This window comes from Bradyrhizobium sp. 21, from assembly GCF_023073335.1.
Lineage (GTDB): Bacteria > Pseudomonadota > Alphaproteobacteria > Rhizobiales > Xanthobacteraceae > Bradyrhizobium.
The window spans coordinates 414769-436339 of sequence record NZ_JADPJG010000015.1; the positions used below are offsets into that span (position 1 = coordinate 414769).

18 protein-coding genes are annotated in these 21571 nt (G+C 64.2%); 7 read left to right on the plus strand and 11 right to left on the minus strand.

Annotated features, from left to right (window positions below):
- Positions 1-118 precede the first annotated feature (118 nt).
- Positions 119-592 (plus strand): secondary thiamine-phosphate synthase enzyme YjbQ, encoded by a 474-nt coding sequence (locus tag IVB31_RS18010; RefSeq protein ID WP_247324824.1) that lies wholly within the window; start codon positions 119-121, stop codon positions 590-592.
- Between the two features lie 65 nt (positions 593-657).
- Here IVB31_RS18010 and IVB31_RS18015 read toward each other — a convergent pair whose 3' ends face one another.
- The gene (locus IVB31_RS18015; RefSeq protein WP_247324661.1) at positions 658-2322 is read right to left on the minus strand and encodes an MFS transporter; all 1665 of its coding nucleotides are present in this window, start codon (positions 2320-2322) and stop codon (positions 658-660) included.
- Between the two features lie 301 nt (positions 2323-2623).
- Between IVB31_RS18015 and IVB31_RS18020 the strand changes: the two genes are divergently transcribed.
- The 4 genes from IVB31_RS18020 (at position 2624) to IVB31_RS18035 (ending at position 6460) form a co-directional block, all read left to right on the plus strand.
- The gene (locus IVB31_RS18020; protein WP_247324663.1) at positions 2624-3295 is read left to right on the plus strand and encodes a response regulator transcription factor; all 672 of its coding nucleotides are present in this window, start codon (positions 2624-2626) and stop codon (positions 3293-3295) included.
- A 216-nt stretch (positions 3296-3511) separates the two neighbouring features.
- A complete protein-coding gene (locus IVB31_RS18025; RefSeq protein WP_247324666.1) occupies positions 3512-4228 on the plus strand; it encodes a hypothetical protein in 717 nt (238 codons plus the stop codon).
- A gap of 1032 nt (positions 4229-5260) precedes the next feature.
- Complete coding sequence (locus IVB31_RS18030) at positions 5261-5401, plus strand: hypothetical protein (protein WP_247324668.1); 141 nt, start codon at positions 5261-5263, stop codon at positions 5399-5401.
- Between the two features lie 30 nt (positions 5402-5431).
- A complete protein-coding gene (locus IVB31_RS18035) occupies positions 5432-6460 on the plus strand; it encodes an alpha/beta hydrolase (RefSeq protein ID WP_247324670.1) in 1029 nt (342 codons plus the stop codon).
- Positions 6461-6482: 22 nt separating this feature from the next.
- Here the strand turns inward: IVB31_RS18035 and IVB31_RS18040 are convergent, their stop codons facing one another.
- The 8 genes from IVB31_RS18040 to IVB31_RS18075 form a co-directional block, all read right to left on the minus strand.
- Positions 6483-9995 carry a PAS domain-containing hybrid sensor histidine kinase/response regulator gene (locus IVB31_RS18040; protein WP_247324672.1) on the minus strand — a complete coding sequence of 1171 codons (3513 nt, stop codon included), beginning with the start codon at positions 9993-9995 and terminating at the stop codon, positions 6483-6485.
- A 186-nt stretch (positions 9996-10181) separates the two neighbouring features.
- Entirely contained in the window at positions 10182-11411 is a 1230-nt protein-coding gene (hemA, locus tag IVB31_RS18045; RefSeq protein ID WP_247324675.1) for a 5-aminolevulinate synthase, read from the minus strand.
- A 190-nt stretch (positions 11412-11601) separates the two neighbouring features.
- Positions 11602-12219, minus strand: coding sequence for a HEAT repeat domain-containing protein (locus tag IVB31_RS18050; RefSeq protein WP_247324677.1), 618 nt, complete (start codon positions 12217-12219; stop codon positions 11602-11604).
- A gap of 16 nt (positions 12220-12235) precedes the next feature.
- Positions 12236-13297, minus strand: a complete 1062-nt coding sequence (locus IVB31_RS18055; protein ID WP_247324685.1) for an MBL fold metallo-hydrolase — start codon at positions 13295-13297, stop codon at positions 12236-12238.
- A gap of 120 nt (positions 13298-13417) precedes the next feature.
- Positions 13418-15571 (minus strand): methyl-accepting chemotaxis protein, encoded by a 2154-nt coding sequence (locus tag IVB31_RS18060; RefSeq protein WP_247324687.1) that lies wholly within the window; start codon positions 15569-15571, stop codon positions 13418-13420.
- Positions 15572-15735: 164 nt separating this feature from the next.
- A complete protein-coding gene (locus tag IVB31_RS18065) occupies positions 15736-16461 on the minus strand; it encodes an outer membrane protein (RefSeq protein WP_247324689.1) in 726 nt (241 codons plus the stop codon).
- A gap of 223 nt (positions 16462-16684) precedes the next feature.
- On the minus strand, positions 16685-17005 hold the full coding sequence (locus tag IVB31_RS18070) for a hypothetical protein (RefSeq protein ID WP_247324691.1): 321 nt from the start codon (positions 17003-17005) through the stop codon (positions 16685-16687).
- A gap of 85 nt (positions 17006-17090) precedes the next feature.
- Positions 17091-17495 (minus strand): Rid family hydrolase, encoded by a 405-nt coding sequence (locus tag IVB31_RS18075; protein WP_247324693.1) that lies wholly within the window; start codon positions 17493-17495, stop codon positions 17091-17093.
- A 177-nt stretch (positions 17496-17672) separates the two neighbouring features.
- On the opposite strand from IVB31_RS18075, the gene IVB31_RS18080 reads away from it, so the two are divergent.
- The gene (locus IVB31_RS18080) at positions 17673-18380 is read left to right on the plus strand and encodes a helix-turn-helix domain-containing protein (RefSeq protein ID WP_247324696.1); all 708 of its coding nucleotides are present in this window, start codon (positions 17673-17675) and stop codon (positions 18378-18380) included.
- 39 nt (positions 18381-18419) lie between these two features.
- On the plus strand, positions 18420-18710 hold the full coding sequence (locus tag IVB31_RS18085) for a hypothetical protein (RefSeq protein WP_247324697.1): 291 nt from the start codon (positions 18420-18422) through the stop codon (positions 18708-18710).
- A gap of 212 nt (positions 18711-18922) precedes the next feature.
- On the opposite strand, the gene IVB31_RS18090 is transcribed toward IVB31_RS18085, so the two are convergent.
- Positions 18923-19066 carry a hypothetical protein gene (locus IVB31_RS18090; RefSeq protein ID WP_247324698.1) on the minus strand — a complete coding sequence of 48 codons (144 nt, stop codon included), beginning with the start codon at positions 19064-19066 and terminating at the stop codon, positions 18923-18925.
- Positions 19067-19167: 101 nt separating this feature from the next.
- On the minus strand, positions 19168-21396 hold the full coding sequence (locus IVB31_RS18095) for a fused MFS/spermidine synthase (protein ID WP_247324699.1): 2229 nt from the start codon (positions 21394-21396) through the stop codon (positions 19168-19170).
- Between the last annotated feature and the right edge of the window lie 175 nt (positions 21397-21571).

The window sequence follows — 21571 nt, forward strand, 5'->3', positions numbered from 1 at the left end:
CCGGACCCATACGCCGCGGCCACCTGTTTTTCTCGATGCACGTTGCGACTTTTCGCTATCACAAGCGCTCGGGGCAATGGGTCCTGGCTTTCGCCAGGACGACGAACCAGGGATGTTGATGACATCAGGCAAATCCATCACGCGCTCGGCGCCGTCGTCCGTGCGGGCCACCACCATCGCATCATCGCTGCTGACCGTGCAGACCCAGGGCCGCGGCTTCACCGATCTCACCAGCGAAGCCGCGAAGTTCGTCGCCGAGGCCGGCGCGCGAGATGGCGCGTTGACATTGTTCATCCGTCACACCTCGGCGTCGCTGACGATCCAGGAGAACGCCGATCCCTCCGTGCTCGTCGATCTCACCACCGCGCTGTCGCGGCTCGCGCCGGAGAACGCCGGCTGGACGCATGATACCGAGGGACCCGACGACATGCCGGCGCACGTCAAGACCATGTTGACGCAAACCTCGCTGCAGGTGCCGGTCCTGAACGGCAAGCTCGCGCTCGGCACCTGGCAGGCAATCTATCTGGTCGAGCACCGCAAGCGCCCGCACCGGCGTGAGGTCGTGCTGCAATTCATCGGTGGCGATCAGTAGGGATAAAACAAAACCGGCCGCGGAGCGATCCGCGGCCGGTTGATGTTGTCGATCGGTGCTTGCGATCAGGTCGCCTTGATGTCGACGTCCTTGGTCTCGGGCAGGAAGAACAAGCCGATCACGACGGTAATCGATGCGAAGATGACCGGATACCAGAGGCCCGCATAGATATCGCCTGTCGAGGCCACGATGGCGAAGGCGGTCGCTGGCAAGAGGCCACCGAACCAGCCGTTGCCGATGTGGTAGGGCAGTGACATCGAGGTGTAGCGGATGCGGGTCGGGAACAATTCGACCAGCATGGCGGCGATCGGGCCGTACACCATGGTGACGAAGAGCACCAGGACGAACAGCAGTCCGACGACCGCGGCCACCTGCGGACGGAAGATATCGAACGGATGCGCCATCTTCACGATGCTCGCATCGCCGGGCTTCGGATAGCCGGCTCCCTGCACGGCGGCGAGGACTGCCGGGTTGCCGTCCTTGGCGTTGGCGTAGGCAACTTCCTTGCCGTTGACCATCACCTTCACGCCGGAGCCTGCCGCACCCGGCGTGGTCGAGTACTTGACCGACGACTGCGACAGATAGGCACGTGCGGTGTCGCAAGGCGAGGTGAAGACGCGGGTGCCGACCGGGTTGAACAGGTCGCCGCAACCTGCGGGATCCGCCACTACGTCGACCTTGACCGTCTCGATCGCTTTTTCCAGCGCCGGGTTGGCGTTGGTGGTGATCATCTTGAAGATCGGGAAGAAGGTCAGCGCCGCGATCAGACAGCCGCCGAGGATGATCGGCTTGCGGCCGATCCTGTCGGAGAGCATGCCGAACACGATGAAGAAGCCGGTGCCGAGCAGGAGCGACCAGGCGATCAGCAGGTTGGCAGTGTAGCCGTCGACCTTGAGGATCGATTGCAGGAAGAACAGCGCGTAGAACTGGCCGGTGTACCAGACCACGCCTTGGCCCATCACGCCGCCAAGCAGCGCCAGCAGCACGAGCTTGCCGTTCTGCCAGTTGCCGAAGGCTTCCGTCAGCGGGGCCTTGGAACTCTTCCCCTCGTCCTTCATCTTCTGGAAGATCGGGGATTCGTTGAGGCGAAGCCGGATCCAGACCGAAACGCCGAGCAGCAGCACCGAGACCAGGAACGGAATGCGCCAGCCCCATGCCGCGAACTCGGGTTCACCGAGGGCGGAGCGGGTGAACAGGATCACCAGCAGCGACAGGAACAGGCCGAGCGTCGCCGTGGTCTGGATGAAGGAGGTGTAGTAGCCGCGCTTGCCGTTCGGAGCATGCTCCGCGACGTAGGTCGCCGCGCCGCCATATTCACCGCCGAGCGCCAGGCCCTGGGCGAGGCGCAACGCGATCAGGATGATCGGGGCCGCGATGCCGATGGTCGCCGCGTTCGGCAACAGGCCGACGATGAAGGTCGACAGACCCATGATCAGGATGGTGACGAGGAAGGTGTATTTGCGGCCGACGATGTCGCCGACGCGGCCGAACACGATCGCGCCGAAGGGGCGGACCAGGAAGCCCGCGGCAAACGCCAGCAGCGCGAAGATGTCGCGGGTGGCCGGCGGATAGGCGGAGAAGAACTGCGCGCCGATGATGCTGGCCAGCGACCCGTAGAGATAGAAATCGTACCACTCGAAGACGGTACCGAGCGAGGAGGCGAGAATGACGAACCGTTCGTCCTTCGTCATCCCTCCCGCGCGTGCTTGAGACACAGCTATCGTCGACATGTTGAGTCGCTCCCCGAAATGCGTTTCCTCGCGCCCCGGATGTCCGGTCGTACCGGATCGACCCAGGTCTTGGCTTCAAGGTAACATCGGCGTGAAAGCCGCCCCAATACGACTTTCGGCCTTTCGCACTGACGCGCAGCTGACGGCCGGAATCGGGCACCGCCGCGGGGCCGCGGGGCCTCCGGATTAACCCCTTTGCAGCAAAGGGATAATGTGCACTTGCATGCCACGGCCGCTCGGGGAAGAATTGAGGTGTCGCGGCATCGACTCGCCGCCCGGCGCAAACGACAGCAAGAGAACAATGAACGCTGCCTCGACCCATCTCGTCATTGCCGATGACCATCCGCTGTTCCGCGACGCGTTGCGGCAGGCGGTGGCGGGCGTCCTGACCACGGCCAGGATCGACGAGGCCGGATCGTTCGAGGATCTGACCGCGCTTTTGGAACAGACCTCCGACGTCGACCTGATCCTGCTCGACCTCTCGATGCCCGGGATCTCCGGCTTTTCCGGCCTGATCTATCTGCGCGCACAATATCCGGCGATCCCGGTGGTGATCGTCTCGGCTTCCGACGACAGCGCCACGATCCGCCGTTCGCTGGATTTCGGTGCCTCGGGTTTCATTCCGAAGCGTTTCGGCGTCGAGACGCTGCGCGATGCCATCCTCAAGGTGATGGAGGGCGACGTCTGGGTTCCCGCCGACACCGACCTCTCGGCCGCCGCCGACCCTGACATGACAAAGCTGCGCGACCGCCTGGTGACGCTAACGCCGCAACAGGTCCGGGTCCTGATGATGCTGTCGGAGGGATTGCTCAACAAGCAGATCGCCTATGAGCTCGGCGTCTCCGAGGCCACCATCAAGGCGCATGTCTCCGCCATCCTGCAAAAGCTCGGCGTCGAGAGCCGCACCCAGGCCGTCATTGCCGCCGCCAAGATCGCCGGCGGCCAGTGGAAGCAGGGTACCCCGACGGGGTGAGGCGTTTGCTCGTTCGCTCGCCGATGTCCGGTCTTGAGGACAGAGCGGAATGATTCGGTAGTTGAGAGGTTTGCTGGTTTTGACCCGAAGCAGCCTACCTCTGTTCATGGAAAATTGAGCATCAGCCGTGGTCACGGTTGATTGCCTGCTGTTTCGCAACCCAAAGAGGTTCTTAGTATCGGAAATCTTGCTCGACAGTCAGAATTGAGCCCAAACGTGAGCCTTATCTGCAAAGCCGCGCTCTTAGGCCCGGTAAAAAAGCAAAATCGCAAGATCGGCGCTGTGGATAGGGCTGCCCTCTGGTTCTCGACGGGCAGCGACATTGACGGGCTTTGGGTAGGGACTCAGGAAAGTAAGCGCCACCCCGGCTTGCGCCGCGTCGAGGACGCGCTTCAACTGATCAAACGCCATGACTCGCTTCACTATTCTCGCGTCACTTATAACTTAGAGCGGGTATGGGTGAGCATACTTCCGACTGCTCGTGCTTGCTATGACACGGCACTGAAGGCTTGCGTGCTGGATGAGCGATATGTTCTTCTTGAAACAACGACGCTCGAACAGATTGCTTGCACAATAATCCATGAAGCGACCCATGCAAGGCTGGAGCGATGGGGTATCAGCTACGAAGAAAAGAAACGCTCTCGGATCGAAGCGGTCTGTCTTCGGCGAGAACTACACTTCATAGCCAAGATAGCGGGCGGTGAGGAATTGTCGGAGGAGAGAGCGCTCATATTGGAGTGGTGCGCTAGCGATCACGATCATTTCTCCGATCTGAGCTTTCAGCAGCGTAACCTGCAAGGCGCGGTTGAAACTCTGCGCTACTTGGGCGCACCAGACTGGCTCATCAAAATTTTACTGAAGGTGCGGGCTGTAGTTTCCCGGGTCCACCAATTGGTTCACCGCTTCGCCGGGCGTCCCCGGCTACAAGCTTAGGGCCACGGCCGACGTCTGCTCCTGGCCCATTCCGGAAGTCCGACAACGCCCCGTTTTTGTGCCGCTGTTGAAGGCTTAGCGGACATCCGGAGCCCCGAAGCCCGTCGATTTCCCCGCTAGTGACGAAGCATGATGGGTTTGGCCAACCCATCCCGCGAGCTATAGCGAGCCTCGACCCGGGCTACGCGGCCGGCCTGTGTCGCCCTTCTGTCAATCGGCATCTGCAAAAATATTCCACTTTACCGAAATTCGGAAACGGCGTATGTGTCGCCCCATCCCGGCTTGGTCTTGAGGGGCGATCTCGTGTCGTGACTATCGAGAGCCGGGTTGCGGTGGACGCGGCAGCGTCGGGCGCGAAAGGCGTGGGCAGGGCGGATTGCTCTCCGTGAGCCCAAAACCTCGTGCCGACGAGCGGCGCTGTTAGGTTCGTCTCGTCTGTAAGTTCCCGGCTCCGTCGACAGGGCTGGGAAAACTGCGGCGAAATGGCGAGCCGTGCGTACGGCAAAACCGTGTGGTCCTGGCCGTCGTTGCTACGGTCAAGCCTTGGCGGAAGCGGTAGTCGCGTCAACCGGCGCGGTGCCGGTGAGTTTCGCGGAGGCGAGGGAGGCCAGAACGAACTCGGCTCCCGGGAGAGCACGGCATAAGCCGTCCAACCACTGCGCAGGGAAGGCCGTGTGTTGGGCTTCACCTGTATGCTGCTGTGCGGTTCTTCCTGCGTGTGCTTTTCGCGCAGCGGACCGCGGGTGCCAGCCGGCACCGGCCTTCCCTGCGCCCTCTTGGCTTTGCGAGGGTGGAGCGACGAAGCAAAACTCGGGCGAAATGCGCCGCGAGGAAAAAGAGGCGTGTCTGGCGTTTGAAGTGCCGAAATCGATGCGGCGGACGAACGGAGCCCGAGACCTCACAACTTCTCACAAGTCCAAACGGGTGTATCGCGGCAGCCGCTGCTAGTCAGTCGCGCGACGGCAAGGAGGCCTTCATGACGCAAGCGGCAAAACTGCTCTGCACGGCCCGGACCCACACCGACGAGGGCGCTTGTTCGCTGGACGCCTCGCTGCGAGCCTGCCCTGCCTCGATCCCGAGATCGCGCGCGGCATGATCGATGAGGCGCGCCAGACCTGCCTGTATTCCAGGGCACTCCGCCGCAATATCGACGTCAAGGTCGCGCTGATCTGACGCTCGATCACCATCAACAAGGTAGCCCCCATGAAACAGATCATCGACCAGCACCGGCGCCAGTTTTTCGGCGTCGCCGCGGGAACTGTCGCCGCTGGCCTCGGCGTGGTCGGCCTCGCCCGCGCCGAAACGGAAGCGCCGCGCTCCTCGGCAGCGAATGCGTCGTTCGCCGCGATCAAGCAGATCGATGCCGGCGTTCTCAACGTCGGCTATGCGGAGGCTGGCCCTGCGGACGGTCCCGTCGCGATCCTGCTGCATGGCTGGCCCTACGACATCCACGCCTTCGTCGACGTTGCGCCGATCCTGGCAAAGGCCGGTTATCGCGTCATCATCCCTCACCTGCGCGGTTACGGCTCGACGCAATTCCTCTCCAGCGAGACACCGCGCAACGGCGAGCCGGCTGCGCTGGCCTCCGACATCATCGCGCTGATGGACGCGCTCGACATCAAGAAGGCTGTTATCGCCGGCTTTGACTGGGGCGCGCGCACGGCCGACATCATCGCTGCGCTGTGGCCGGATCGCTGCCGCGCACTGGTGTCGGTGAGCGGCTACCTGATCTCCAGCCAGGCCGCAGGCAGCGCGCCGCTGCCGCCGTCGGCCGAACTGCAATGGTGGTACCAATTCTATTTCGCGACCGAGCGCGGCCGCGCCGGATACGAGAAACACACGCACGATTTCGCAAAACTGATCTGGAAGCTCGCCTCGCCGCAGTGGAATTTCGACGACGCCACGTTCAACCGGAGCGCGGTGGCGCTGGACAACAAGAATCATGTCGCGATCACGATCCACAATTACCGCTGGCGGCTCGGGATCGCCCAGGGCGAAGCGAAATACGAGGAGATTGAAAAAAAGCTCGCAGCGGCTCCCGTGATCAGCGTCCCGACGATCACGATGGAAGGCGACGCCAACGGCGCGCCGCATCCCAACCCCAGCGCCTATGCCAAGAGGTTCTCCGGCCGGTACGAGCATCGCCTGATCACCGGCGGCATCGGCCACAATCTGCCGCAGGAAGCGCCGCAAGCCTTTGCCAAGTCGGTCCTCGACGCCGACGCGGCTTGAGGATATTGGCAGCACCGCGGTCTCACTCCGCCGCCGTCACCATCTGCTGCGTGCGCCACTGGCCGAGCAGGGCGCGGAGCGACGCCGGCTTCACCGGCTTGTTGAGCACCGCGACCTTTTCATCCCGCGCAGCCATTTGCACGGCGGGGCTGCGGTCGGCGGTGATCAGGATCGCGGGAATGCCGTCGCCGAAGCGGCGGCGGATGTCGCGGATCGCGGCGATGCCGTTGCCGCGGTCGAGATGATAGTCGACCAGCAGGCCGGTGACGCGGCCGCCGGCAGTTTCGATCGCGGCGATCGCGCCTTCGGGATCGGCGACCGCGATCACTTCGGCGTCCCAGGCCTTCAGCAGCGTGCGCATGCCGTCGAGGATCGCCGCGTCGTTCTCGATGCAGACGATGAGGGCGCCCGAGATCGGCGTGCGCGCCAATGGCGTCGCGCTGGTCACGGCCGCGGTGTGGGTGATCGCCTTCGCCGTCGGCACCGTCACGGAGAACACCGAGCCGCCGCCGACATTGGAGTCGATGGCGATGCCGTGGTTGAGCACGCGCGCCAGCCGCTCGACGATCGACAGCCCGAGCCCGAGGCCGCGCGCGATCCGTGCGCCCTGCTCGAGGCGGTGAAATTCCTTGAAGATCTCGCCGCGCTTGACCGGCGGGATGCCGACGCCGGTGTCGTAGACGCAGATCTTGAGCGAGGCGCCGCGGCGGCGGCAGCCGACCAGCACGCGACCGCGCGGGGTGTATTTGATCGCGTTGGAGATCAGGTTCTGCAGCAGCCGCCGCAGCAGCAAGCGGTCCGACTCGACCGGCAGCGAGCAGGGCACGAAGGCGAGCTCGAGGTTCTTGGCGCGTGCGACCGGCGCAAACTCGATCTCGAGCGAGCGCATCAGATCGGCCATCTTGAAGCTCGAGATCGAGGTCGTCATCGCGCCGGCGTCGAGCCGGGAGATGTCGAGCAGCGCGCCGAGGATCTCCTCGATCGCCTGCAGGGATTCGTCGATGTTCTCGACCAGCCGCGTCTCCTCGCCGCTGTGCTGGCGCTCGACCAGGCTCGTGACATAGAGCCGCGCCGCGTTCAGCGGCTGGAGGATGTCGTGGCTGGCGGCGGCCAGGAAGCGCGTCTTGGAGATGCTGGCGTCCTCGGCCGCGCTCTTGGCCAGCGCCAGCTCGGAATTGAGCCGGGTCAGCTCCTCGGTACGGTCGCGCACCCGCTTTTCCAGCGTCGCATTGGCGCGCTCCAGCGCTTCGGCCGCCTCGAAGGTCGGCGTGACGTCGGTGAATGTGATGACGAAGCCGCCGCCCGGCATGCGGTTGGTCAAGATCTCGATCACCATGCGGCGGTCGGGCAGGCGCTCGAGATAAGGCTCGCTGTCGGTGGTGTAGGCCGCGAGCCGGCGCTCCAGCATGGCTTCGCGTTCGACCGGATCGTCCGGCTCGCTCACACCCATGAATTCCAGGATTTCACGCAACGGCGTGCCGAACTGGATGAAATGCGGGGGAACGTTGAGGAGATCGCCGAACTGCCGGTTGGAGCAGATCAGCTGCAGATCGGCATCGAACACCGCGATGCCCTGGCGCACATGGTTGAGCGCGGTCTGCAGGATCTCGCGGTTGAAATGCAGTGCTGCATGGGAATCGTCGAGCAGCTTGAGTGCCGCTTTCGCAGAAACCGTCCGCTTGCGCAGCAAGAGCGACATCACGAGCCGCGAGGAGGCTGCGCCGATCGAGGAGGCGATCAGGTGCTCGGCGTGCTGCAACAGCTCGAAATCGGCGGGTGCGCCGGTCTCCAGCCGCACATTGCGCCGCGCGGAGAATGCCTCGAACGAATGCCGCGCGCGATCTGGCCCGAGATATTGCGCCACCGTGGTCTGGATGTCCTGCACCGTGATGGTGGTGCGCCAGCGGCGGAAGTTCGGGGCGATCGGCGCGAGCGTGTTGGGCACGAACAGATCGGCTTGCACCAGCTCGATGGACGACGGACGGCGCGCCAGCGACAGCAGCACATAGGTGAGGATGTTGAGCGACAGCGACCAGATGACGCCGTGCATCAGCGGCGGCAGGTCGGCGCCGAACAACGCCTGCGGCCGCAGCGCCTCGATTCCGAACGGGCCGTGCTGGAGCCACAGGATGCCCGCCGTCGAGGAATCCACGAAGCTCGGCATGAACAGCGTGTAGAGCCACACCGCGAAACCGACCAGCATGCCGCCGATGGCGCCGCGCGCGGTCGCGCGCCGCCACAGCAGCCCGCCGAAGAAGCTCGGCGCGAGCTGGGCGATGGCGGCGAAAGAAAGCAGGCCGATCGCCGCGAGCTGGGTGTTGCCGAGCGCACGGTAGTAGAAATAGGCCATCACCATGATGGCGAAGATCGCGAGCCGGCGCGCGCGCAACAGGAAGTCGCTGAAATCGGCGCCGCCGGTGCGTCCTTCCGGCCGACGTTGCAGCACCAGGGGCACCACGAGGTCGTTCGAGACCATGATGGAGAGCGCCACGCATTCGACGATCACCATCGCGGTCGCCGCCGACAGGCCGCCGACGAAGATTGCGACGCTGAGCAGATCCGCGCCGCCCTCCATCGGCAGCGCCAGCACGTACATGTCCGGATCGGCGGCGCCGAACGGGAAGCTGACGAGGCCGGCGAGCGCGATCGGGATCACGAACAGATTGATGGCGACCAGATAGAGCGGAAACAGCCAGCGCGCGCGGCCGACCTCGGCGTCCGAGGAATTCTCCACCACGCTGACGTGGAACTGGCGCGGCAGCAGCATGATCGCGCACAGCGACAGCAGCGTCATGGTCAGGAAGTTGCCGATCGACGGCGAATAGTTGATGGCGCGCACCGCCTCCGGCGTCTTCATCGCGCGCTCGATCAGTTCGTGCGGCGAGAACATCCAGAAGGTGACGAAGATGCCGGCGGCGAGGAAGGCGACCAGCTTGATGATGGATTCGGTCGCGACCGCCAGCATCAGGCCGTGCTGGTGCTCGGTGGCGTCCGTCTGCCGTGTGCCGAACAGCACGGCGAAGGCCGCCATCGCCAGCGTCACCATCAGCGCCATGTCGCCGACGATCGGGATGTGGGAAAAGGCCTGGTCCTCGCTCAGAATCGTTTCGAGCGAGGACGCCACCGCCTTGAGCTGGAGCGCGATGTAGGGCACCGAGCCGATGATCGCGATCAGCGCGACGGTCGCCGCCACCGCCTGGCTCTTGCCGTAACGCGCGCCGATGAAGTCGGCGATCGAGGTGATGTTGTGGGCTTTCGCGAGCTGGATCACGCGGCGCAGCACGCCCGCGCCGAGTCCGATCATCAGCATCGGGCCGACATAGATCGCCAGGAAGTCGGTCGACGTGCGGGTGGCAAAGCCCACGGAGCCGAAGAAGGTCCAGGAGGTGCAGTAGATCGCCAGCGACAGCGGATAGATCAGCCCCGAGGCGCGACCGCGCCCGGCCGGCGAGCGGCGGTCGCCATGGCTCGCCACCAGGAACAGAAAGCCGATATAGCCGAAGGCGGCGGCAATCACGCCCCAATCGTGCAGCATGGCGAGCGTGCTTCTCCCCCGGGGCGCAGGCGGCGCCCGATCGCATTTTCCCTGCAAATCTAGCGCGTTGGACCGGCGCAGGCGACAGCGAAATGCCCGGTGGGGCCGGGAACCGGGGTTGTCGTTAAGCGGTGAGGCAGGGCGCCAGCCCTAACGTCGTCCTGGCTTTCGCCAGGACGACTGAACCTACTCCGCCGCCAGCGACTTCTCGCGGAGCGGCAGACCCAGGCGATCCCACACCTGCAGCAGCGCTTCTGCGAGCTGATCGATCAGGCCGTCGTCGTGATAGGGCGAGGGCGTGATGCGCAGGCGCTCGGTGCCCTTGGCCACGGTCGGATAGTTGATCGGCTGGATGTAGATGCCGTGCTGTTCGAGCAAGAGGTCGGAGGCCTGCTTGCACTTCTCGGCATCGCCGATGAAGAGCGGCACGATGTGAGTCTCGTTCGACATCACCGGCAGTCCGGCGGCGTTGAGGATGGCCTTGACCCGCGCGGCGCGGTCCTGGTGGCGCTCGCGCTCCCAGCTCGAACTCTTCAGATGCTTGATCGCGGCGGTCGCGGCCGAGCAGATTGCCGGGGGCAGCGCGGTGGTGAAGATGAAGCCCGGCGCGTAAGAGCGCACGGCGTCGATGATCTGGCCGTTGGCGGCGATGTAGCCGCCGAGGCAGCCGAACGCCTTCGCCAGCGTGCCCTCGAGAATGTCGATGCGATGCATGACGCCGTCACGCTCGGCGATGCCGCCGCCGCGCGGGCCGTACATGCCGACGGCGTGGACCTCATCGACATAGGTCATCGCGCCGTACGTCTCGGCGAGGTCGCAGATTTTTGCCAGCGGCGCGACGTCGCCGTCCATGGAATAAAGGCTCTCGCAGGCGATCAGCTTCGGCCGGCTCGGGCCCGCAGCCTTCAACAGCGCTTCGAGATCGGCGAGGTCGTTGTGGCGGAACACGAGCCGCTCGCAGCCGGACTGGCGGATGCCCTCGATCATCGAATTGTGGTTGAGCTCGTCCGACAGGATCAGGCAGTTCGGAATGAGCTTGGCGATGGTCGCAATGCCGGTCTGGTTCGAGACGTAACCGGAGGTGAACAGCAGCGAGGCTTCCTTGCCGTGGAGATCGGCGAGCTCGGCCTCGAGCTGCACCAGCGGATGATGCGTGCCGGCGATATTGCGGGTACCGCCGGCGCCGGTGCCGACCCGGGTCGCGGTCTCGACCATGGCGCCGACCACCTTCGGGTGCTGGCCCATGCCGAGATAATCGTTGGAGCACCAGATCACGACGTCGCGCTTGCCCTTGGGCGAATGCCAGAGCGCATGCGGGAACCGGCCGGCGATGCGTTCGAGATCGGCGAACACGCGGTAGCGCCGCTCGGTGTGGAGACGGTCGAGGGCGGAATTGAAGAACTGGCTGTAATCCATCGTCAAACCTGCAACGGAACCGACCAAAGGGCCGCATCTTTTTAGAGCTTTTCCGGCTCCAATGTCTATGCGCTATCCCACACTTGGACCTGCGGGGCATTTGGGCAAAATGCCCTATCGTGCGATTTGAAACTTGATCCGGATCAAGTTCGCGCGAGGCTCAATGTTGCTCTGCACCATTGCGCCCGGGCTAAATGCGCGCCCCGATCGCCTGATGGGCCTGCGCGGCGGACTTGCGCACATGTCCGTCGTCATCGTTCAGCAGCGGGGTCAGCGCAGGCAGGACGTCCGGATCGCCGAAAGTGTTGGCGATCTCGCAGGCCCACAATCTATGCCGGGGAAGCTCATCCCTGGAAAAAGCATCGAACAGCAGCCGCCAATTGCCCGCAGCGGCGCCGCGCCGCAAGGTCCACGCGGCTTCCTTCCGAACTCCGATTTCCGGATCGCGCCTGTAGAGATTGAAGATCGAATGGAAATCCGCCTCATGCCAAATCTCAGCAAGGGCGCGAAGCGCGCACTCCCGCGTCGATGCTTCGGGCGCCCTCAGAAGGGGCAGCACGAGATCATGAGCTTCGGCAAGCTTCCATTGCTCGACGATGCCGCAGGCGGTGCGCCTGACGTAATCCGACGTGTCGGAAAAGGCAGCGGCAATGCTCGTGCGGAGTTCATGCCCCCGCTTGTGTTGTCCGATGACCTCGATTGCGGTTCGCCGCACAAAGGCATCGCTCGCCGTTGACAGTGTCCGAAGCTCGCCCAGCGCTTCGTCGTCGTCCCGTGCTAGCAGGTTGCGGATGGCCTCATGGGTCATCGGCGGCCCCTGAAACTCAAGTCGTCCTGAACTGCAGCACGCCGTCCTTCGTCTCCGCCGTCAGCCGGCCCTCGACGATCATGTAGTTGACGTGGGCGACCAGCTCGCCGGCGGCAAAACCCATCTGGTGTTCGTCGAGCACGTGCTTGTTGAACACGACGGGCACCAATGCGCGCGAGGTCTGCGGCACCTCGCGGCAGGCTTCCGCGATCAGGCGGCAGCGCTCCTCGTGGTGGTCGGCGAGCTGCTTGATGCGGGTCTTGAGCCCGTAGAACGGCACGCCGTGGCCCGGCAGCACCAGCATGTCATAGGGCAGCGTCGTGGTGAGGCTGGCGAGCGAGGCCAGATATTCGCCGAGCGAGTTCTGGTCGGGTTCGACCGCCCACACGCTGACGTTCGGCGAGATCTTGCTCAGCACCTGGTCGGCCGAGAGGAACAGCTTGTCGTCGGCGCAATAGAGCATCACCTGGTCGAGCGCGTGGCCGCCGCCGGTGATCACCTTGAAGCGGCGCGTGCCGATCACGACGTCATCGCCATGCGAGACGCGGCGGTAGGACGGCGGCAGCACCGAGACGCGCTTGAGATAGTCCTGGCCGCGGCCGAGCAGTTTTTCGGTGAGCGACTCGTCCATGCCGTGGCGGCGGAAGAACAGCCGCTGCGCTTCCTGCCGCTCCGCGGTGCCGCGGTTCTGGTGATAGACCGATTGCAGATATTCGACCTGCGACATCACCAGCGGGCAGTTGAACCGCTCGACGATCCACCCGGCCAGACCGACATGATCGGGATGGGAATGGGTCACGATCAGGCGCGTGATGTTGACGCCCTTCAGCGGCCCGTCGAACAGCTTCGTCCAGGCTTCGATCGTCTCCTCATTGCCGAAGCCGGCATCGATCATGGCATAGCCGTCGCCGTCGGCGAGCAGGTAGATGTTCACATGGTTGAGGCGGAACGGCAGTTTCAGCCGCGCCCACAACACGCCGGGCCTGACCTCCACGACCTCTTCGGGGCCGGGATGCTGGTCCCAGGGGTAACGCAGCGTCTCGGCGGAGGACTGTGCGGTGTCGGTTTTTGCGTTCATGCTACCGACTTAAACCCACTGGCTGCGGCGCGCCAGCCGAAAAAGGACGCGAGGCGGCCGTCGCATGGCCGTCATTCCGGTCGTTTTCCGTATCCCGGATGAAGCCAACGGCCGGCGATTTTACGCCGCCCGCATGTTGTTGAGGAACGCGTCGATCTCTCCGCGCAGCATGTCGGCTTCGCGGCGGAGCGCGTCGGAGGCGCCCAGCACTTCGTTCGCTGCCGCGCCGGCTTCCGCCGAAGCCGTGGAGACGCCGACGATGTTGCTGGAGACCTCGCTGGTGCCGCCGGCCGCATGCTGGATGTTGCGGGCGATCTCGCGTGTGGCCGCGCCCTGTTCCTCGACCGCGGCGGCGATCGTGGTGGTGACGTCGTTGATCTCGCCGATGATCCGGCCGATGCCCTGGATGGCGCCGACGGCCGAAGTCGTCACTGACTGCATGCTGGCGATCTGGCTACGGATCTCCTCCGTGGCTTTCGCGGTCTGGCTCGCGAGGCTCTTCACCTCGGAGGCGACCACCGCGAAGCCACGACCGGCTTCACCCGCGCGCGCCGCCTCGATGGTGGCGTTGAGCGCCAGCAGATTGGTCTGTGACGCAATCGTCTGGATCAGGTCGACGACGACGCTGATGCGGCTCGCGCTGTCGGCGAGACTCTGCATCGTGGTGTCGGTGGCGCCGGCCTCATCGACCGCCTTCCTGGCGATCGCAGCCGAGGTCACCACCTGCTTGCTGATCTCCTCGATCGAGGACGACAGTTGCTCGGTGCCGGACGACACTGTCTGCACGTTGACCGAGGTCTCTTCGGCTGCGGAGGCAACCGCGTTCACCAGCGCATTGGACTGGTCTGCCGTGTTCGACATGCTCTGCGCGGTCGATTGCATCGAATTGGCTGACTGCGCGAGATTGTCGAGTGCGGAGCGCACCGTACTCTCGAAATTGGCGATCTTCGCCTCCATCTGCGCCGCACGCTCGGCTTTGGCGACGCGATCCCTGTCCTGCTCGCTCGCAAGCGCCCGGGCTTCGATCATGCTGTCGCGGAACACCGTCAGCGTTTCCTTCATCGCGCCGATCTCGTCGTTCTGCCGGGAGCGGACGATCTCGGTGTCGAGGTCGCCGGCCGAGAGCAACTGCATGGCGCGTTGAAGCTCGCGAATGCGGCGCAGGATGTTGCGGCCGACATAGAGCCAGACGAACAGCGCCGAGCCGACCAGCGTCAGAGCGCCGAGTGCCAGCATCGCGGTCGTCGCCAGCGAGATCTCCTGCCGCGCCTGGAAGGTCGACGCGTTGGTCTCCTTCTGAACACCCTCGACCAGTTGCTGCACGCTGATGCCGAGGCCGACATTGAGCTTGCGGGTCTCGTCCAGGATGGTCTGGCCGTAGTCGATCGCGTCGAGCTCCTTCTGGCGGATCTTGAACACGCCGGACTTTCCTTCGCCGAAGGCGAACAGTTTTTGCACGGTGTCGCGCACCGTCTGCATCGAGGCCATGTTCGGCAGATCCTCGAGGTTCGACTTGACGCGGTCGCGCGTTGCCTTGAACTCCTTCTCGATCGCCTCCAGCGTGTCGCTGTTGTTGGCCGACAGCGCCGCCATCATGTCGGCGGCCATCAGATTGCCGTTGGCGGAGATGGTCGCGACCTGGGAGACCGTGCGGGCGGCTTCGGTGGCGTCATCGGCAGAGACCTCCGCCGCGCCGAGGATCGCGTTCAGGCGCGTTTGCGCATCCAGCATCGCGGGACCGGCCGCACCGACGAAGGTGAGCTGCGCCTTGCGGAGTGCTTCATACTGCTTGTCATGCAGCGCGCCGGTATCGAGCCGCTCGCGCGCAGCCGACACCAGGCTCTGGGTCGCCTCGTCGATGCTCTTGGCGGTGTCGCGCAACGCGGTTGCGATCTGCTTGTCGGCGCCGAGCTCGATGATCTCGCCGAGCTTGGCCATGGCGAGCTGCTGGATCTCCTGCACCTTCTTGGTGCGTTCGTTCAGCGCCTCGTCGGACGGCGACGCCAGGAGGCCAGGCCCCTGTGCCGCGAGCGTTGCGCTTTGCGATGCGAGTTGAAGGCTCGCGGAGAGGCGCGGGATGTCGCGACCGCTCAGGTCCATCATGGTGCTGCCGAGATGGTTGAAGACGAAGCCGGCGCCGGCTGCAATCACGAGGCCCATGCCCGCGATGACCGCGAAGGCCGTGAACAGGCTGCCGCGCACGCCCCATGTCGGCATTTTGAACCGAGGCCGGATACGACCAAGCAAACGGCCAAGGCCCAGACGGATCGCCATCGAAATTCCCCCACGCGTGATCTTTATGTTTTCGCCGCGGAGTATCCTCGGGGCAGGTTAAAAAATCGCAAGTTGCTCAATTGGTTGCGCACGTTCCGCACAGCGAAAAAAGAAGGGCCGGCATCGATGCCGGCCCTTCATCACGATAAGAACTTGGTAACTGTTCAGTAGCGCGCGACCGCGGAGTTGGCCCAGTTGAAGCGGTAGTTGACGCCCGCCTTGATGGTGTGGTCGTCGGTGGTGAAGTTGCCGGTCCCCGCCAGCGGGCCCGCAGTGAAGTGCGCGTCGCCGAAATTGTAGTACTGGTACTCGGCCTTGGCCGACCAGTTCGGGGCGAACATGTATTCGAGGCCGGCGCCGACGGTGTAGCCGTTGCGGTGGTCGCCGGTGATGATGAAGCCGGTCGGCACGCCGCCGACGGTCACCTTCTCGTTGTTGTCCGAATAGGCGTAGCCACCCTTCACATAGAGCAGGCCCGGACCCCAGGTGTAGCCGACGCGGCCGGTGATCGAGCCGAGACCGCGCTGGTCGTTGGTGTAGGCGATGCCGCCGGGGAACACCGCGCCGACGCTGCCGGAGAGCCAGGAATACTGGCCTTCGACGCCGACAACGAAGTTCGGGTTGAACTGCCAGTCCGCACCAGCCTGCAAGCCGCCGAGGAAACGGCCATTGCCGTTATTGCCGGTGGAGAGGCCGCTGAAATTGTTGTCGCTGGAGAACGCGCCGCCGACATGGCCGCCAATGTAGAAGCCGGTCCAGTTGTAGATCGGCGCGGCATAGGCGGGCGCGGGCGCCTTGTAATAGTTGCGGTTGCCGAGATCGGCACCGATCGCCGGCGCAGCAGCGCCCACCACGAGCAGCGCAACGGTTGCAAACAGAATCTTCTTCATCGTCTTGAACTCCAACACTCATGTCCCCGGCAGGCGCGCTTTCCGCGCCGCGTTGGTTTTGCAGATAGCTCGCTTTTGACGAAAATGCTGTCACATCCATGGCACAACGGTAGCCAACCTAACTTATTGGGCCGCAAACGATTTTCGTGCTTAATGGCCGCTTAAGAAATGCTGAAGGAAGGCTTAACGTTGCGGGCCACGGGTAACCCGCGCGCCCGTTTCGTTAACCAAGACGCCGCCGCGCCTCATCCCGCATCTGCTCGCGGAATGCAGCGCGCTTTGCGGGCCGGTCTTCCTCGCGCACGTCATGACGATCGAAGACGTCGAATTTCTCCAAGATCGGATAGCGCTCGCTCGCCATCGCGAGGACGCGCAGCACCTTGGTCGCGGGCGGCGTCGGACCGCTGACCTCCCAGCGCCGGATGGTGTCGGCGCCGCCCTTCTCCGGCAGTCCGCACAACTTTGCCATGTCGGCCGCGGTGAGCTTGCGCGCGAGGGCATCGGAAAGGTCGTTGCGGAGTTGCTTCAGTTCAGGGCCGGTCATGCTGCCTCAATACGCGAAGTCGATGAGGTCAATGCACTAACGCTGATTCGGGTCCATCCGAAGGCGAGGCGGTCCGCCCCTGGTGTCATTCATGTCGCCGCGCCAGCGCAACGCAATCGACCTCGACGTCAAATGGCCCGGGCCACGACGGAACGTGCACGAAAATCCTTGCTGGTGATTGGTCCTGGAAGTAGCGGGCGTACACCTCGTTGAACGTGGCGAAATACGCGGGGTCTGGTGTGCAATAGACATTGCACTTGATCACCTCCGCCAGCGATGACCCCGCTGCTTCCAGGCAGCATTTCATCTGGTCGAGTACGATCTCGGCCTGTCGCTCGAACGGTAGCTCCCTGACGTCGCCAGTTTCGGGGTCGAATGGCGGCAGGCCGGATAGATAGACGAGGCCTTCGGTGACGACCACCGGATAGATCGGGCCTTTGCGGCGACGCTCGAGATAGGTCGATATCGGCTCCACGCGGATGCGTTTCATGCGGCGTCTCCGGATTGTGTCGGCGCCACGGTAGAGCGCGCTCCGCGCCCAATGGTTCGGCCGCGGCCAAACCATCATTGTTGTCGTGCCGGGGCTGTCGGGATACGCTTTCTCATGGTCGCAGCGGCAAACATGGTCGAGGTAGCGGCGCTGGTCGGCGATACCGCGCGGGCCACGATGCTGGCGGCGCTGATGGGCGGGCAGGCGCTGACCGCAAGCGAGCTCGCGTCGCGCGCGCGGATATCGAGATCGACGGCAAGCGGTCATCTCGGCAGGCTGGTCGACGCACGGCTGCTGGCCGTGACGCAGAAGCGCCGCAATCGCTACTACCGCATTGCCTCGCCCCTGGTCGCCAGGATGCTTGAGGGCATCAAGGCCGTAGCCGCCATAGAGGTTCCGCAGCGCCACCAGCCGCGATCGATCGCCGACGACCAACTTCGTTTCGCGCGTACCTGCTATGACCATCTGGCCGGTTATCTCGGCGTCGCCATCGCCGACGCTCTCGTCGCCAAAGCGCACGTCGTCCTCACCGATGACGGCGGAGAAGTGACGGCGTCCGGAACGCATTTCCTCTCCGCGTTCGGCGTGGTGCTGGTGCCGAAATCCGGAAGCAGGCGAATCTTCTGCCGTCCATGCCTGGACTGGAGCGAGCGTCGCTTTCACGTCGCCGGTCACGTCGGCGCAGAGATTCAGCGTTGCTGCCTCGAGCGCGGCTGGCTGAGGCGGGACCGCGACACGCGGATCGTGCACGTCACGCCAGCCGGGCAAATCGGCTTGCGCAGGACATTCGGCATAAGCCTGAGCGGCAACCGCGGTCCCGCTCTGGCACCTTCGCCCGCACACGGAGTTATGAGCGGGAGCCCATGGACATCTTCCACTGAATGAACAGATGGCGAGGGGCTGAAGCGAACGAAGGGATCGGCCATGACACGCATCAAACCTGCCATAGCGGCGCTCGTTACCATCGGGCTGCTCGCCGCGCCGTTCGCGGCTGAAGCCAAAAAACACCGGTCGGCCCGATCCTACAGTACCGGCGTGGTGGCGCCGGCCTATGGGAGCGCCGGATCGCCGGCCGCGCAGCCCAGGACCTATGGATCGACCGGACAGTCCGTCGGGACGGTCACGGCGCCCTCCATCGGCACGTATAATTCGCCGTCGGTTGGCGTGACCAACACGGTTCCGACCTGGAGCAACACCAACCCGCCCGTCAGGTAGGGAGCGTTTGCACGGCGCGCCGATGCCGGTCACCGTGTGCCGGTCGCCAGGCCAGAGAGAAGATAGAGCGCGACCAGCAATGTCGCGACCGACAGCATTGTCGTGACCGAGACGGGGCACCGCCGCGCAGACTACGGCGGCGACCGTGTAGAGCGGGTTGAGGCTCAGGACCGCAGAGTGTCCGTAGACGAGCAGCGGCATCGCCGCCAGTTTCACGGCGGCGAGGCGAACGATGCCTTCAGGTTGGATCGCAGACCTTCGACGGACAGACCTAGTCCGATGGCCAACAGCGCGCAGGGCGTGAGCGCGGCGGCAATCATCTTCAGATAGGCTGCGGCGGGCGCCGGAATCGGCAAGCCCGTGATCGCCCACGCGCCGAGGCCAGCACCCTACATCGCGTTGGAATGATACCCATGTGGCGATGACAGCAAGCGTGTGGTCCGTTGTGGAGCGGGCGTCATTCCAGGTCGAGGAAGTAGCGCCACTCGGTGCCCATGTTGTCGTCGGTGATCGGCATCTTGCCTTTGGTCGCGGCGAGAAGCTGCGGGCATTGCTCGACCATCGGGCCATCCTTGCGGTAGTCGGCCATCAGGGTGTCGAGCATCGCGCGATCCGTCTCGTTGCCGGCGGAGAACTCGGACCTGCCGTCGATGCTGTAGGCCTCGAGGATCTTGCGCCAGCGCGCATAATTCCACTCGACCGGCGACGGCGACACTACCATGTGGTTGAGGAATCGGGCGCCGTAGGGGAACGCCATGCAGGCGCTGCGCTGGGCTCGGCGTGAATTGGTGGTGTTGTAGAAATAGATGCCGCCCTGGTTCAGGTGTTGCCCCACGAGCCCCAGGAACTCCGACGATAGCAAGTTGGTGGCATTGGCACGGAAGTGCCAGGTCGTATTGGAGACGATGACGTCGAAATGCGCCTCGGGATGATGGCTGAGCCAGCGGCGTCCGTCGTCCTCGACGATCCTGACTTTGGGATTGCTCAGGATGGATTTCACGTCGTTCTGCGCTGCGACGATCGAAAGATAGCCGCGGTTGATCTCGACGATGGTGAGCGACCTGACGTCCGGGTTGTTGGCGATGACCTGTGCCCAGGAACCGGAAGCGAGCCCGATCATAAGTACATCGCGCGGCGCGCCGTGGAACAGGCTGAGCGCGTAGGGGCGGACGATGCCGTTGCGATCGTGCTTCAGGTCGGTATTGAAGCGGCCGTCGTACATGCCGTTGCCGGACACGGTGCCGTCGGTGTCGACGGTGATGATGCCGCTGTGGTTCTCCACGATCTGCGCGAAATCATGGTCGGAGATCGACTTGCTCTGCAGATTTTCGAGCAGCCGCTGCGCGAACAGCGAGTTCGCCAGAATTCCGGCGGCGAGCACCGCGACTGCGATGGCGCCGAAGCGCAGCCGCTCCCGCGCCGTTGGTCGGGATGCGAAGGCGAGCACGAGGGCACACAGCGTGCCGGCAACGAGCAGCAGCACGGCCATCTGTCTCAGGCCAAAGTAATCCGTCAGCACGAAGCCGGTCAGCACCGCGCCGGTGGCGCAGCCGACGATGTTGGAGAAATAGAGCAGGGCCGTCTGTTGGCCCGCACGGGCATCGGCAGCAATCCCGAACTGTGAGAGGTAGGGCAGCAGGGCTCCCCATTGCCGAGCGATCAGGTATGTCGTGATCAGGGCGACGACCATCATGTTGACGACGTTCGAGGCCATGTGCGTCATCAGCGGCAGGAGCGCCGCGGCGAACACATTGGCCCAGACCAGGCCCATCGCCGCGCTTGCCATCGCGCCGCTGGCAGACCGGGTCTCACAGACCTGACCGGCATGCCGTGCGCCCACGGCAATGCCGATCAGGAAGCTGCACAGCGTGATCGCAAAGGCGAGCGAACTCGAGCCGGAGGCGAAGGAAATGGTGCGGAACAGGTAGATCTCATAGGACAGCGAGATGAAGCCGCCAGCAGCGGCAAGTACGGTAACGAAACCCATGCTGAGGATGGGGGCCGCCGTGCGATGGACGGCTCCCTCCGGCGCCGCCGCGGCCGGCGCGTGGCCGATGACATGCGCTGCGATGGCGCCGAGGCCGACCGCGACGTTGATGCCGGCTGCGATCATGATCGCGCCCTGCATGCCAATGAAGGGGAAGATCAGCACGGCGGAAACCAGGCACGCGGTGCCGGCGCCGAGCGTGTTGACAAAATAGAGCGTGCCGACCGCGCTGCCGATCCGGCCGGACATCCCGACGAGATACGACACCAGAATCGGAAGCGTTGCGCCCATCATGAGCGTGGGGAGCAGGACCAGCAGCAGATTGATGACGGCGATCGCAGGCAGGGACATGTCGGCGGTGAGCCGGCCGACCAGGTCGAAAATCGCCAGCGAGACTAGGCCGAAGGCGGCAGTCGCAAGCTCGATGATCCCGAGCAGCAGCATTGGCTTTATGCTGTCGCGCTTCGAAAGCCAACCGCCGGCGAGGCTGCCCAAACCGAGCCCCAGCATGAAGGCAGTGACGACGATGGTCACCGATTCCGTGTTGACGCCGAAGATTCTAAACAGGCTGCGCTGCCAGGTGAGCTGGTAGATCAGCGCGGGGAAGCCGGAGAAAAAGAAGAGAATGCAGAGAGTACGGATACGCGCTGGAGCCGCAGCATGAGGCGGCGATGCCGCAGGCAGATCGATTGTCGTCATCTCTGGCTTCCCGGTTTTGACGACAACCTAGGGAAGAAAGGTAAGCAAAGGTTACGGGCAGTTGCGTAATATGTCCGAATGTGCCGGTCCGCCGCTAGCGTCGCGGCGTCAGGGTTAAACGAATGCCAATGTGAGGTCCATTTCGGGACAGGACCGGTGATCAGGTTCCGTCGGC

Excerpts from the sequence above, each read along its gene's own strand:
- IVB31_RS18020 (WP_247324663.1), top strand. The coding sequence starts at position 2,624 with ATGAACGCTGCCTCGACCCATCTCGTCATTGCCGATGACCATCCGCTG.
- IVB31_RS18080 (WP_247324696.1), top strand. The coding sequence starts at position 17,673 with ATGCTGGCGGCGCTGATGGGCGGGCAGGCGCTGACCGCAAGCGAGCTC.
- IVB31_RS18060 (WP_247324687.1), bottom strand. The coding sequence starts at position 15,571 with ATGGCGATCCGTCTGGGCCTTGGCCGTTTGCTTGGTCGTATCCGGCCT.
- IVB31_RS18035 (WP_247324670.1), top strand. The coding sequence starts at position 5,432 with ATGAAACAGATCATCGACCAGCACCGGCGCCAGTTTTTCGGCGTCGCC.
- IVB31_RS18015 (WP_247324661.1), bottom strand. The coding sequence starts at position 2,322 with ATGTCGACGATAGCTGTGTCTCAAGCACGCGCGGGAGGGATGACGAAG.
- IVB31_RS18075 (WP_247324693.1), bottom strand. The coding sequence starts at position 17,495 with ATGAAACGCATCCGCGTGGAGCCGATATCGACCTATCTCGAGCGTCGC.
- IVB31_RS18050 (WP_247324677.1), bottom strand. The coding sequence starts at position 12,219 with ATGACCCATGAGGCCATCCGCAACCTGCTAGCACGGGACGACGACGAA.
- IVB31_RS18095 (WP_247324699.1), bottom strand. The coding sequence starts at position 21,396 with ATGACGACAATCGATCTGCCTGCGGCATCGCCGCCTCATGCTGCGGCT.
- IVB31_RS18055 (WP_247324685.1), bottom strand. The coding sequence starts at position 13,297 with ATGAACGCAAAAACCGACACCGCACAGTCCTCCGCCGAGACGCTGCGT.
- IVB31_RS18040 (WP_247324672.1), bottom strand. The coding sequence starts at position 9,995 with ATGCTGCACGATTGGGGCGTGATTGCCGCCGCCTTCGGCTATATCGGC.
- IVB31_RS18065 (WP_247324689.1), bottom strand. The coding sequence starts at position 16,461 with ATGAAGAAGATTCTGTTTGCAACCGTTGCGCTGCTCGTGGTGGGCGCT.
- hemA (WP_247324675.1), bottom strand. The coding sequence starts at position 11,411 with ATGGATTACAGCCAGTTCTTCAATTCCGCCCTCGACCGTCTCCACACC.
- IVB31_RS18085 (WP_247324697.1), top strand. The coding sequence starts at position 18,420 with ATGACACGCATCAAACCTGCCATAGCGGCGCTCGTTACCATCGGGCTG.
- IVB31_RS18070 (WP_247324691.1), bottom strand. The coding sequence starts at position 17,005 with ATGACCGGCCCTGAACTGAAGCAACTCCGCAACGACCTTTCCGATGCC.
- IVB31_RS18010 (WP_247324824.1), top strand. The coding sequence starts at position 119 with ATGACATCAGGCAAATCCATCACGCGCTCGGCGCCGTCGTCCGTGCGG.